This window comes from Anabaena sp. UHCC 0399 (genome assembly GCF_034931465.1).
Lineage (GTDB): Bacteria > Cyanobacteriota > Cyanobacteriia > Cyanobacteriales > Nostocaceae > Trichormus > Trichormus minutissimus.
Genome location: NZ_JAYGGZ010000088.1, coordinates 1 through 13546 on the forward strand (window position 1 = coordinate 1; position 13546 = coordinate 13546).

Here is a 13546-nt window from a genome sequence, read left to right on the forward strand (position 1 = left end):
ACTTTTACAGGATGCTCTAGAAATCTTATCTTTTGTACATCAACAGGGAGTGATTCACCGCGACATCAAACCCCAAAACCTGATGCGACGACAACAGGATGGCAAAATTATGCTGATTGACTTTGGGGCGGTAAAAGAACTTGGTACATTAATGGTGAACTCTCAAGGTGAAGTCAACTCTAGCGTGGTGATTGGCACACCTGGTTATATGTCCTATGAGCAATATAGGGGTAAACCTTGTTGTGGTAGCGATTTATATGCGTTAGGGATAATGGCTATTCAAGCTTTGACTGGTGTTTTGCCCTCAGAATTAGAAGAAGATACCCAAACGGGGGAAATTATCTGGCAAAATCAAGTACAAGTGAGCGATCATTTGGGTGAAGTGTTAACTAAAATGGTGCGCCATCACTTCAGTATGCGCTATCCTAACGCCACGGAAGCATTGCAAGCTTTAATCTCGGTGTCAGTATCATTACCAGCTACAGTCTTAGTTGAGATTAACAAGGAATTATATCTGCAAGAAGTCACAAATCGCGCCCAGCAAGGTCAAGGTAATTTTTCTGTGTTTGCGTTGAGAATACTAGAATCCAAGCGCGTTGAGTTGGGATTATCTGAGGAGGAAGCTAGAGAAATTCAAGAGCAAGTTTTGCAACCCTATCGGGGGTATGAACGCAAGTTACAAGAGTATGAACAGGCATTAATTGATGCAGTCAAGCAAGAATATCCTTTTAGCCAGGGAACGCAAAAGGACTTACAAGACTATCAGCAATATTTGGGATTACGGGATGAAGATATCGCGGCGATAGAAGCACGGGTGTTTGCGCCACAACAGTCACAATCTCAGCGTCAGCAGCAGGAAGTAGAAAGATTACGCCAAGAACAACAACGACAAGCCGAATTACAACGCCAGCAACAGGAAGCTGAAAAGTTGCTTCAGGAACAACAGAGACAACAACAACAGGAAGCATCTAAACCAAAATCTAACCCAGGTATTCAAACTCAGGCTTTTGAATTTGACACCGCTACTGTTACAGTTATAAACTCAGGGTTTTTGGGTTTAGGGAAGAAACATGAAATCAACCGCAATCGGGGGCGTGCTGAGTATTTTAGAGAAAACTTAGGTTATGGTGTTGCTTTAGATATGGTGGCGATTCCTGGTGGTAAATTTCTCATGGGTTCACCAGAAGATGAGCCAGAACGATCTAGTTCTGAAAGTCCACAACATAAGGTCAGTGTTAAACCCTTTTTCATGGGTAAATTTCCCGTTACCCAAGCTCAATGGAAAGTTGTCGCTGCTTTTACTAAGGTGAAGATTGATTTAAATCCCGACCCATCCCATTTTAAAGGTACTAACCGCCCGGTGGAACAGATTTCTTGGGATGAGGCGTTGGAGTTTTGCGCTAGATTATCTGGAAAAACTGGGAGAATCTATCGTTTACCCAATGAGGCGGAATGGGAATATGCCTGTCGCGCCAGGACGACTACACCATATTACTTTGGTGAGACGATTAATAAGGATTTAGCGAATTACGGAAGTAGTTACCAACAAACAACCGATGTAGGAAAATTTCCTGCAAACCCCTTTGGTTTATTTGATATATGTGGTAACACATGGGAGTGGTGTCAGGATGAGTGGCACGGTGATTACAATCAAGCTCCGAATGATGGTAGTGCATGGCTCAATAGCACAAATGAATATAAGCTGCTGCGTGGCGGTTCTTGGTACAACTACCTAGTAGCCTGTCGCAGTGCCAACCGTCTCAGGTATGCAGTCGACAACCGTGTCGACCTTATCGGTGTTCGCGTCGCTCTTGTTTCCGCGTAAGGACTAATTACCCTCTACACTCCTTTCTCTTTTCCCTTCTTAAGTTTTCGCACTTTGCGGGAGAAAATTTTTTATTTCATGTATAAAAAATTAGAGTGATACACGATATTGGCAATTTTAGCAAGTGTATCAGCGATAACCTAGACACCCGACTTTTTGAAAAAGTCGGGTGTCTAATCTCTCAGCGATGATTCAGGTTGTCTTGGCTGGCTCGCAGCAACGCCTAAGTTAGGATGAGTAAAAGTATAATCACCATGCAATCATGAATGAGACGCTCCCAATAATACAATAGAGCAGGTCAATTCGTTAATTACTTGAGTTGTCACCTCACTAACGGCAAATCCGCCTGTTGTCCGATAACGAACAGCACGCAACACTGCTAAATCAAAAGCTGAGGCTTCGCGAATAATTGCTTTAGCAACATCATCATCTCTAATTGTTTTAATCTCTATATTCACTTGTACCTGACTGTTAGCGACAATATCAGACAATTGCGATGCAAACTGTTCTACCAGAGGTACAGGCGTATTCAGAGCGCATACGTGTAATAACACTACCTCCCCTTGATTACTATCGGCCAAGATTTGAGCAAACCGTAAAGCACCTACAGTTTGCGGCATTAAGTCCCCTACTGGGACTAGAATTCGGCGGATTGTGCTGGGGCTATTTAACAAACGTGCTACCGCAACTGGACAATGAGATGACCAGAAAACACTATCAATTACACTACCAAATAAGCGAGCGCGTAAACCCGTTGTCCGAGACCAACCCATCAACACTAAACTAGCATTTTGTTCGCGGCTGGTGCGGCTAATTCCTAAAGCTACATCATCATCAATCCGAATAGCAGTTAGCACTTCCACATCGAACTCTTGACTAATATCTTTAGCAAATTTCAATCTTTGCTGACTCTTTTCTAGTGCTATTCCTAATTGTGGATCATCCATATGTACATGAGCTTGGGCAATCGCTAATGGCATAATCCGCCCTGATTCATGACGCGCTAGTAATGCTGCCATTTCTATCAGAAATCGCTGAGTTTGGGGGTTATATATTGGTACTAATACAGTAAAGGGATAGTGATTTTCTTCTACCAGATGTTCCTCAACATTTCCCCACCAAATTGCCGGGCTATCTGTGTCTAAGTCTGCTTGGGGAAGTTGTAAAGAAGTGGCAAACCTAGCTGTAATTATTGGACCTAAAATTGCTGTCACCAACATCAAAACAATTACACTATTTAAGACACCTTCACCAATTAACCTTTCACCCGCGCCATTCATACTTTGATAGGCAACTAATGTCGCTGCTAATGTAGCCGCTACCTGTGGTAGTGACAGTGACCACATTGTTAGTAGTTCCGCAGTATTGTAGCGGTAAATCAATTTAGCGAAGAATGCGGCTAAAAATTTGCTGCCAATTAGAGCTACAACAATAAACAAAGTCAGCCAAAAGGAAGAAAGAGTTTTAATAAAGGCCGGAATATTAATCAATAATCCCATGTCTACGAAAAAGCAAGGGATAAATAATACACTACCAATAAACTCAATTTTTTCCTTGACAGGGCTACGTCCTACAACATCATTAACAGCTAAACCTGCTAGAAATGCACCAACAATTTTCTCTATTCCAATTATTTGCGCCCCAACAGATGCTAAAAACAATGCTAGTAAAATGAACAAAAACTGATTACTTTGTTCATCTCCAGAACGACGAAAAAACTCTTTACCTAACCAGTCAAAGCCAAACAGAACAATAATTGAGTAAATCGCTAGTCCACCTAACAAAGTTAATAAACTTAAAGTAGTGAATTCTCCGCTATGAATTCCGACACAAATTGCTAGCACTAGCAATGCACCTGTATCAGTGAAAATCGTCGCACCAATTGTCACTGTCACAGCTTCATTCATTACTACTCCTAGGCGACTCACAATTGGATATGCTAAGAGGGTATGAGAAGCTAATAAAGAACCAATTAATACAGAAGCATTCCAGCTAAAATTAAATATTCGTCCTACCAGAATGCCAGCAATCATTGGCACTAAAAATGTTAAAATTCCAAATCCTATTGAGCGATTTTTAGTTTTCCGAAATTGTTCAATATCAATCTCTAACCCTGCAACAAACATTAAATAAATTTTGCCGATATCCGAAAGTAGTGTGATAGTGTCAGAATCTGGGTCGAGAAGCTTTAATCCACTTTGTCCCAAAATTACACCAGCTAATAGTAGTCCTACTAATCCAGGTAATCTTAATCGCTCAAATATCGGCGGTACAGTAAAAATTACTGTCAGAAGTATTGTAAACGCAATAATAGGAGTATCGGTTAGTAAGTTAGAACCCATATGTAATTATGATGATTGTCTGTAGGTTAAAATCTGTCTAAAAAACGATTTTTTGCCAAAATTTACCAGGTACAATACTTACATTAATTTAGAAAGCCTGAAAAAATGAATAGGCTTATAATAACAAACCTTATTCACTTTTAATTTAATTGATAGACTAAATAACAGATTAGTAACCTAAGTAAGAATTAGTATCAGAAGTAGTTAGATATAGCTGTTATCAAGTATTTTTACCCGTCCATCAGCACAGAGGCTAATTCAATAGAGATAATTTGAGAAAAATCTGGAAGAGTGTTCTTGTTGTTGACTATCAATGATAATTTTAAGGATTGAGAACCCTTAAAAATCGAAGTTTATGAACGCAGCCGACGATAAAACCATTGTTCGTGAGTATTTCAATTCCACAGGGTTTGACCGATGGAGACGGATTTATGGCGATGGCGAAGTTAATAAAGTCCAGCTAGATATCCGCAACGGCCACCAGCAAACTGTGGATAGTGTTATCGAATGGCTGAAAAATGATGGCAATTTAGCAGAGTTATCAATCTGTGATGCTGGTTGTGGTGTGGGTAGTCTGAGCATTCCCTTAGCTACAGCAGGTGCTAAGGTCTATGCCAGCGATATTTCGGAAAAAATGGTAGAAGAAGGTAAACAAAGAGCCTTAGAAGCCTTGGGAAATGCCGAAAATCCTACCTTTGCTGTCCAGGATTTAGAATCTTTAAGTGGCAATTATCACACTGTTATTTGCTTAGATGTCTTGATCCATTATCCCCAAGATAAAGCTGATGAGATGATTTCTCACCTCTGTTCTTTGGCTCAGTCTAGAATCATTCTCAGTTTTGCGCCTAAAACCTGTGCTTTGACTTTGCTCAAAAAAATTGGCAGTTTCTTTCCTGGGCCAAGTAAAACAACCCGCGCCTATCTGCATCGTGAAGCTAATGTCATCAAAATTTTAGAAAGCAATGGCTTTGCTATCCAAAGGAAGGCTTTTACTAAGACTAGTTTTTACTTTTCTCGCATTTTAGAAGCTACACGCCAACAATAAACTACTCACCGCTAGATCAGGCGTACCTGATTTAGCGGGAGGTTTTGAAATAGAGGTGACAGGTGACAGGTGACAGGTGACAGGGTAGAAAAAGAGTGTTTTTTTGATTTTTTGCTAGTGTTTAACGGCACTAGTGGGAGATTTTTAACAAATAGGGGTTTAGGGGAAGGAAAGGTTTAAGAAGTTGGGGAGATTTTTGTGATGAATACCCTTAGTTACCTTGAGATGCTGTATTTAGCGTCCCGGCTGTGACAATCACCAGATTTTCTGGCTTAATTAAATCTTGAATTGCCTGCTGCATTTCAGCCATATTGACTGACTGAATGCGCTGGGGAAATTCACGGATTTCTGTTGGTGATAGTCCCACGACTGCATTATCTAAAATGATGTTGGATACATCACTAGGGTTAGCTAAATTCACAGGATAACTGTTGGTAATTGAACGTTTGGCGGTGTTTAATTCTGCTTCAGTGACTCCTTGTTGCCGTAACTGTTTGAGTAATGCTAAAGTGCTAGCGATCGCCTGATTAGCATCTCCTGGTGCTGTCTGCATTTGAATGACGAAGGGGCCAGGATTTATCCCCGCCGCAAAGCCGCTATAAATACCATAGGTTAAACCCAGGCGATCGCGCACTTCTGTACCCAAGCGACTGGATAAGGTATCACCACCCAAAATCTGATTCAGTACCAATGCTGCATAGTAACGGGGGTCTTTGCGAGAAATGCCGTTATAGCCAATGTAAGTTACAGCTTCGGCTTTACCTGGAATCACCTTGTTAATGCGGGTCAAAGTTGGCGGTAATGATACTGTTGGTGATTTCAGGGTACGCGGTTGACCAATAGCTTGCCATTTCCCCAGGGACTGATTGAGTAACTCTTTTACCTGCGCTGGGTCAAAATCACCCACTAAAGCTAGTGTTGTAGTGTCTGGTCGGTAATGGTTGCGATAAAAGTTCACCACATCATTACGAGTAATACTGTTTAAACTTTCCGGCGTTGGGAAGCTGTGGAAGGGGTGATTTGCGGGGTAAATTGCCTGCTGGAATACTCTTCTACCTAATCCACTAGGATCATCTAGTTGGGCTTTGAGGCTAATTAATGCCCTTTGGCGGCTGAGTTCTAGCTGGTCGTTGGGAAAAGAGGCATTTTGCAGCACATCTGCTAGAGTTTGCATGATGATCGGCAGATTTGCTGATAACCCTTGACCACTAATGTTTACACCCTCACGTCCAGCACCAAAATTTAAACTAGCACCTCGGTCTTCTAGAGTTTGTGCCAAGGTGAGAGCATCTTTTGTCTTTGTCCCATTCATTAAATTAGTAGCTGTGAGACTAGCTAATCCTGCTTTGGGATTACCATCAAATTCACTACCTGCGCCAATCTGTCCACTTAAGTTAATTGTAGGGACACTACGGTCAGGTAATAGCAATACCCGCAAACCATTGGTGAGAGAAAGCTGTTGTGGTAAAGATTGTTTGTTGGTATCTGTAGATGTGGTGACAGGAGGCAGATATTTAGCCAATTCTGCCGGGTCTACGGGTTTACCGGGGTCGAAGTTCTCCACAGTGCGACCAGAACTAGCATCGGTAGTTCCGGCTTGACCATCGAGTTGGGTTGGTTCAAAATAGCCGATGGTTTGTTTTGCGGGATTGAGGTAAGTTTTCGCGACTTTTTGAATATCAGCAGGGGTGACTTGAGCGATCGCAGCTAAATATTTTTCAATATAGTGATAATTTCCGGCGATCGTTTGGCTATATCCCAATTGGTTAGCTTGGCTGGTGATGTCTTGATTACCCAGCACAAACGCTGCTTGCATTTGCGTCTTGGCTCTGTTCAATTCGCCTGGGGAAACTGGCTGCTGTTGCAGTTTGGATAGAGATGTTTGCAATACCTCAGTAATTTTGGCTAGCTTTTGTCCTGGTGCGGCTGTAGCAGTAATTTCATACCAACCCGGTTCGATAAGTTCTACTGCACTACCACTTATAGAACTAGCCAGACCAGATTCCACCAAAGCTTGATAAAGTCTAGAACTACGTCCACCCGTAAGAATAGCATCCATGACATCAATTGCTGGGACATCAGGATGATTAATATCGGGTAAAGGATACACCGCTTGCAATAACGCCGCACTTCCAGGTTCTTTTAAAACTATCGGTGCTTTATTAGCAGTATTTTTATCCAGTTCTTTCCTTATCCCCTTATCCTCTGGATCTGTCCGGGGTAATTTCCCAAAAGTTGTTTGCACTATATTTAGTGCAGGTTCTGTAGCAAAATCTCCTGTGATGACCAAGGTGGCATTATCTGGACTGTAATATTTTTGGTAGTAATTCCTTACCTGTTCTAGTGTGAATTGTTCCACATCGGCTTTTGTCCCACCCACAGGTAAGCCATAGGCGCGGTTAGGAAAAGCAGCTCGCATGACTGCCCGACTTAAACGATAATTGGGTGAGTTTTCATATCCCTGCAACTCAGAGATCACCACTCGTTTTTCACTAGTTAATTGTTCTGGCTCTATCAAAGCATTTTTCATGCGGTCTGCTTCTAGAGTCAGCAAAGCTTCTAGTTTGTTTCGCTCCACCGTACCAAAGTAAGCCGTTTCGTCGTAGCTAGTGAAAGCATTAAATTGACTACCCAAAGCACTAAACAACCGCCCAAACTGCACCGGACGGTTTGTAGTTCCCTTGAACATCAAATGCTCAAGCTGGTGGGAGATACCGTTTTCTCCCTTGGCTTCATTCCGTGAGCCAACTTTATACCAAACCTGTACACTCACCACTGGCGCAGTATGCACTTCTTTGGTGAGTACAGTTAAACCGTTATCTAATACTGTTTTCTGCACTCCTTGAGTAAAAGACAAACCAGACACGGGTGTAACGGCTGGTGTTGGTGTGGCTGCGATCGTCAAATTGCTCGCCACAGGCAAAATACTCAAAAGGATGCTGAGAAAGAAACCTATCAGCATATATGGGCGGAGTTTCATAAGCGGTTTACATTCTTAAGTTATCAAACCCGGCGGTTGACAGTTTCTTAAGTGTAACTAGCGATCGCTCTAAAATCATGTTTGCTAATTTCTACAGCCGACTTACCCAAAATTATGTACTGGCTCAATTGATCCACTGCTATGTGCTTTAAGAGTATAAAAAACGGTAGATTGTTAATTGATCCACCGTTTTTTATAAGTCAAATGATATTTTTCCTTGCTGTTATGTCAAGGTGAATTTTGTGTATTTATTTTTCCACAGGTGTTAATTTTAGAGGATACAATGGCTCAGATCCATTTAACTGCCAAATTCTCAATACCAATACAGCCGCTACAGTTAGCCATACACAAGAAAATGATAAAGTCATTCCCGCTATAGGATTAGTTTGCCAATAAATAGCCGTCACTACTACAGCAGATAACCAAGGTCCTAAAATAACGACAGGAACAGCAGCACCTAATCTCCGTTCTACAGTGAAAATCGTATTCCAAGTATCCCCTAAAGCCAGATGTACCACAAACAAAATTAAAGGCAGCACTAAAAATTGGTGATTCATTTGCTGCCAAACTAACACAGAAGAAATTACCCGTAAAACGGCAATTATCATCCAAACTATGGGAAATGCTAAAGGTGGAGGCGCCCATCTAGGTCTGATTATCTGGTCATAGGTCTGACCAGAACGGGTATTATCTAAAAGAGAAAACATTCGGGAACGGATACTTAATAGAGCAAAAAATAATCCAGTCAATAAAGTGCTAAACCAAGCAGGAAAGAAAGAATTATTATCAATCAACATTACTAATTTTTCCATTCCCAGCAACACAAGAACCATGACTACTATTTGCAGGATAGTTCCTAGTTTATAAACTAAAACTGCTCTGATATCTAGTTCTTGTGTAGTAGCTATTGGTTTATCTGGAGACTGTTGTTGATTAAGAGTTTTTACTCCCATAACTGTATTGACAAACTTTTCAAGTATTCCACTATTATTGGATTGACTCATAATTAAGAGCTTGTGCGTAGTTTGTAATTAGTCATAATAAGTCATTATATGATAATGTAATGTCAGATAGAGAGTAATATTCTCATCTGCATTGCACATCAGATTTATATTGACACTCCCATCGCTAAGAGGCTGTTTTAAAAGTTTTGAGAGATAATATTTCCATCATCAGCAATCTTAAAAGCTATGACCCAAGCATTATCCAAAATTTTTACTTTCAAGGAATTTGTGGGTTGGCTACTTGAAAATTCTGGGGTACGTTACGAACTACATCACGGAAATATTATTGAAATGGCACAACCCGTGGGGGAACATGAAGAAGTTAAAGGATTTTTGACAATTAAGCTGAGTGCAGCGATTGACAGATTAGGTTTTCCCTACTTTATTCCTAACCAAGCCATAGTTATACCTGATAGTAAAGATTCTGGTTATTTCCCAGATGTGTTGGTACTAAATCGTGCAAATCTGGTCAACGAAAAATTATGGAAAAAAGAATATCCTAAACAACAAACAATCTGTGTCTGTAACTTGGTTGATGGGGAATATCAAATCAGCAAGTTTCGAGATGAGGAACGCATTGTTTCCCAAACTTTCCCCAATTAAATCTCACCGCCAACCAAATTTTTCAAGCTGGTGTGGTGTAGCTTTGTGATCAAGCTAAACATCAACATCCAAATTCTTGACTAAAAAAGCCCACTTATCTGCTGCTTCCTCAATGATTTTGGCTGTAGGTTTACCTGCACCATGTCCCGCCTTAGTCTCAATTCTAATTAACGTTGGCGCATCACCAGCGTGAGCTGCTTGCAAAGTTGCTGCAAATTTGAAACTATGAGCAGGAACAACGCGATCATCATGATCTGCTGTAGTGATTAAGGTAGCTGGGTAGGCTGTATGTGGCTTGAGATTATGCAGAGGTGAATAGGCGTAAAGAGTTGGGAAATCTTCGGGATGATCTGGCGAACCATATTCAGCAGTCCAAGCCCAGCCGATGGTAAATTTATGAAACCGCAACATATCCATTACGCCAACGGCTGGTAAAGCTGCACCGAATAATTCAGGACGCTGAGTCATAAAAGCACCGACTAACAAACCGCCATTACTACCACCTGCGATCGCTAGTTTTGCAGTTTTTGTGTAATTATGATCAATCAGCCACTCAGCCGCCGCTATAAAATCATCAAAAACATTCTGCTTTTTCTCCTTCATCCCTGCTTGATGCCATTCTTCACCATATTCTCCACCACCACGCAGATTTGGCATCGCATAAACACCCCCCATCTCCATCCATACCAACGTATTCACAGAAAAACTGGGAGTGAGTGAAACCCTAAAACCACCATAAGCATAGAGATAAGTGGGATTATTCCCATCTAATTGCATCCCTTTTTTGTGGGTAATAAACATCGATACTGGTGTACCATCTTTACTCTCGTAAAAAACTTGTTTGGTTTCATAATCAGCAGGATTAAAATCTATAATTGGCTGTTTAAAAATCTCACTTTTTCCCGTTACCATGTCGTAGCGGTAAATAGTTCCTGGTGTTGTGAAACTGGTGAAGCTATAAAAAGTTTCTGTATCATATCGCTTACCACCAAACCCACCCACTGAACCAAGTCCAGGTAATTCTACCTCGCGAATAAATATACCATTGAGGTCAAAAAATTTAATTTGGGAGTGAGCATCTTTTAAATAATCAGCTACAAACTGATTATTCAATATATTTACCCCTTCTAAAGTTGCCTCAGTTTGAGGAATAATTTCTTGCCATACTTCCTTTGCAGAGTTGTTAGTATCAATCGCAATTACTCTACCCCTTGGTGCATCTAAATCAGTGCGGAAATAGAACACACTATCATCGTGATCAATAAAACTATAATCGGCTTCAAACTGATTAATTAGTTCGACAACTTCCCCATTAGTGTTAGTTAAATCTTTGTAAAAAACTAGATTTCGGGAATCAGTTCCCAACCAAACAGAAATAATCAAATATTTACCATCTTCTGTTACATCACCATTAAAACCCCACTCTTTTTGATCAGGACGATGATAAATTAAAATATCTTCAGTTTGAGGAGTACCCAAGCGGTGATAATAAAGCTTTTGATAATAGTTAACGTCTTCTAATTTTGTTTGTTCATTGGGTTCATCATAACGACTGTAGAAAAACCCTTGGTTATCCTGTGTCCAAGATACACCAGAAAATTTAACCCACTTAATCTGCTCTGGTAAATCTGCGCCAGTTTTTATATCTCGCACTTGCCATTCTTGCCAATCAGAACCAGAAGTAGATAAACCATAAGCTAATAACTTACCATTATCACTAACCGTAACCCCCGAAAGAGCTACAGTCCCATCTTCAGATAATTTATTGGGGTCGAGTAAAACTCTTGGTTCAGCATTAAGGGATTTCAAAGTATAAAGAACACTTTGATTTTGCAGTCCATCATTTTTGAAATAGAAATAATTTTCTCCCTCTTTAAAGGGAATACCATATTTTTCATAGTCCCACAGTTTAGTGAGACGCTGTTTGATTTTCTCTCTGGCAGGAATTTCTTCTAGGTAAGCGAAAGTAATTTGATTTTGTGCCTCAACCCAAGCTTTTGTTTCTTCTGAGTCAGGGTCTTCTAACCAACGGTAAGGATCTGTAACTAAAGTACCGTGATAATTATCAACTTGATCATTCTTATGGGTATGGGGGTAAATCATAATAATTCAGAATAAATTTCATCAGCATCAACTAATAGTTTATTATCAAATGAAAAATGTTCGTTGATATTCTCAGAAGGTAAACTTCTATCTTTCGGCTGATAATTCTTGCAATTACGAGGGAAATAATTTTATAGGAAGAGGGGATGAGAGCGATCGCAAATTCAATCTGACAATCATTCATCAGACCTAACCTCGATTTTAGCCATGCGATCGCAAAGCAAATAAACCGCATAATCCTACTATGGCTGCTGTGACAAGGCTCATAGCGAAATTCCACTCAATTGGACTGGATTCTTTATGGAGTCCTCTTTAGAGGATTTGCGCTATGAGACTCGGAATTGATTCCGAGGCGGGACAGATACACTGCGCCCAGATTTGTGTATACACCGCAGCCTTGACTCTGGTTGACTGACAAAAGTCTGAGTACAAGAAATTGAAGCAGAGAAAAAAGGAGGCGCAGACTTCCATAACGAGTAATTTCGCCGTACTCTAGCTGGTGACAAAACACAGATAGAGAAACAGATGGAAGCGACCGAGCGTTTATATGATGACTTGTTCAAACTACTGAGTCCATCGAAAACATGGGCAGACATAAGACACTTAAAGACACTAGTTTGGATGGTGATTGCATTAATTTGCGCTGAGTGTATAAATTTAACCTTGCGGGGGGATTTATGTGCAAAGTCGAGCATTGTTTGCCCAGAGTCGCCAAAGACGGTTTAGCAGATGGCTACACAATAGTCGTATCAACGTACATTCCGTTTATGGAGCTATCATCCGCTCTGCGGTGAAAGACTGGAAACAGGAAGTGATGGTACTAATTTTAGATACCACAATGCTGTGGAATGAGTATTGTATAGTACGAGTATGTGTGGAATATCGTGGACGTGCTGTACCGATGGGATGGCGAGTACTACGTCATAAAAGTAGCAGTATTTCCTTTGAAGTGTACCAGCCATTATTACGTCGAGTTTCACGCCTTATACCAACTGGTATAGAAGTTAGGTTTCTTGCTGATAGAGCTTTTGTTGATACCCGCCTCTTGCGCTATCTAAAAGTTGAATTAGGGTGGCATTACCGGATTCGAGGCAAAAATGACTTGTGGGTTTGGTGTGGAGGGAAGCCACCACGTCAACTTCAGCAATTTCATCTGGGTTTAGGAGAAGCGGTGTTACTCCAAGGAGTGAAGATCACTAAAACTGATCCCTATGGGTTGGTATCTGTTGCTGCTTCCCGTGATCCGATTAGTGGAGAACTTTGGTACATCATCAGCGATGAAACTCCCACTCTCCAAACATTTCACGAATACAGCCAAAGATTCGATATTGAAGAGAACTTTTTGGATGATAAATCTAATGGTTTTGAGTTAGAACGTTCTCAAATCCGCTCCTCTATTGCACTGTCTCGCTTATGTTTAGTTTTAGCAGTGGCAACACTCTACCTAACCTGCCAAGGACAAGCAGTGGTTGCCTGTGGGCTTCGCCGCCGAGTGGATTGCCATTGGCAGCGTGGCAATAGCTATTTGAGGATTGGTTGGCAGTGGGTTAAGGGTTGCTTGCATCAGGGATGGGAATCATTCCATTCTTTGCAGCTTTTTGGTGCTAACGAAGATAAGTAATTAAACAAAATTAATTACACGAA

General features: G+C 40.9%; 7 protein-coding genes and 1 pseudogene. 4 read left to right on the forward strand and 4 right to left on the reverse strand.

From position 1 onward, the window contains the following. Window positions 1–1825 (forward strand): SUMF1/EgtB/PvdO family nonheme iron enzyme (locus VB693_RS27965; protein WP_323269107.1); only part of this gene is annotated, 1825 nt, incomplete at its 5' end. A gap of 260 nt (window positions 1826–2085) precedes the next feature. Here VB693_RS27965 and VB693_RS27970 read toward each other — a convergent pair. Next, complete coding sequence (locus VB693_RS27970) at window positions 2086–4167, reverse strand: cation:proton antiporter (RefSeq protein WP_323269108.1); 2082 nt, start codon at window positions 4165–4167, stop codon at window positions 2086–2088. A 355-nt stretch (window positions 4168–4522) separates the two neighbouring features. On the opposite strand from VB693_RS27970, the gene bchM reads away from it, so the two are divergent. Beyond that, window positions 4523–5212 (forward strand): magnesium protoporphyrin IX methyltransferase, encoded by a 690-nt coding sequence (gene bchM, locus VB693_RS27975; protein WP_323269109.1) that lies wholly within the window; start codon window positions 4523–4525, stop codon window positions 5210–5212. A 211-nt stretch (window positions 5213–5423) separates the two neighbouring features. Here bchM and VB693_RS27980 read toward each other — a convergent pair whose 3' ends face one another. Further along, window positions 5424–8192: a pitrilysin family protein gene (locus VB693_RS27980; RefSeq protein ID WP_323269110.1), complete on the reverse strand. Its 2769-nt coding sequence runs from the start codon at window positions 8190–8192 to the stop codon at window positions 5424–5426. A gap of 248 nt (window positions 8193–8440) precedes the next feature. After that, on the reverse strand, window positions 8441–9196 hold the full coding sequence (locus VB693_RS27985; RefSeq protein ID WP_323269111.1) for a TspO/MBR family protein: 756 nt from the start codon (window positions 9194–9196) through the stop codon (window positions 8441–8443). A 186-nt stretch (window positions 9197–9382) separates the two neighbouring features. Here VB693_RS27985 and VB693_RS27990 point away from each other — a divergent pair. After that, window positions 9383–9840, forward strand: a pseudogene (locus tag VB693_RS27990) (Uma2 family endonuclease). 13 nt (window positions 9841–9853) lie between these two features. On the opposite strand, the gene VB693_RS27995 reads toward VB693_RS27990, so the two are convergent. After that, entirely contained in the window at window positions 9854–11902 is a 2049-nt protein-coding gene (locus VB693_RS27995) for a prolyl oligopeptidase family serine peptidase (protein WP_323269112.1), read from the reverse strand. Window positions 11903–12581: 679 nt separating this feature from the next. Here VB693_RS27995 and VB693_RS28000 point away from each other — a divergent pair. Next, complete coding sequence (locus tag VB693_RS28000) at window positions 12582–13523, forward strand: transposase (RefSeq protein WP_323269113.1); 942 nt, start codon at window positions 12582–12584, stop codon at window positions 13521–13523. Window positions 13524–13546 lie beyond the last annotated feature (23 nt).

Coding starts and splice junctions, on each gene's coding strand:
- VB693_RS27995 (WP_323269112.1), bottom strand. CDS start 11,902: ATGATTTACCCCCATACCCATAAGAATGATCAAGTTGATAATTATCAC.
- VB693_RS27980 (WP_323269110.1), bottom strand. CDS start 8,192: ATGAAACTCCGCCCATATATGCTGATAGGTTTCTTTCTCAGCATCCTT.
- bchM (WP_323269109.1), top strand. CDS start 4,523: ATGAACGCAGCCGACGATAAAACCATTGTTCGTGAGTATTTCAATTCC.
- VB693_RS27970 (WP_323269108.1), bottom strand. CDS start 4,167: ATGGGTTCTAACTTACTAACCGATACTCCTATTATTGCGTTTACAATA.
- VB693_RS27985 (WP_323269111.1), bottom strand. CDS start 9,196: ATGAGTCAATCCAATAATAGTGGAATACTTGAAAAGTTTGTCAATACA.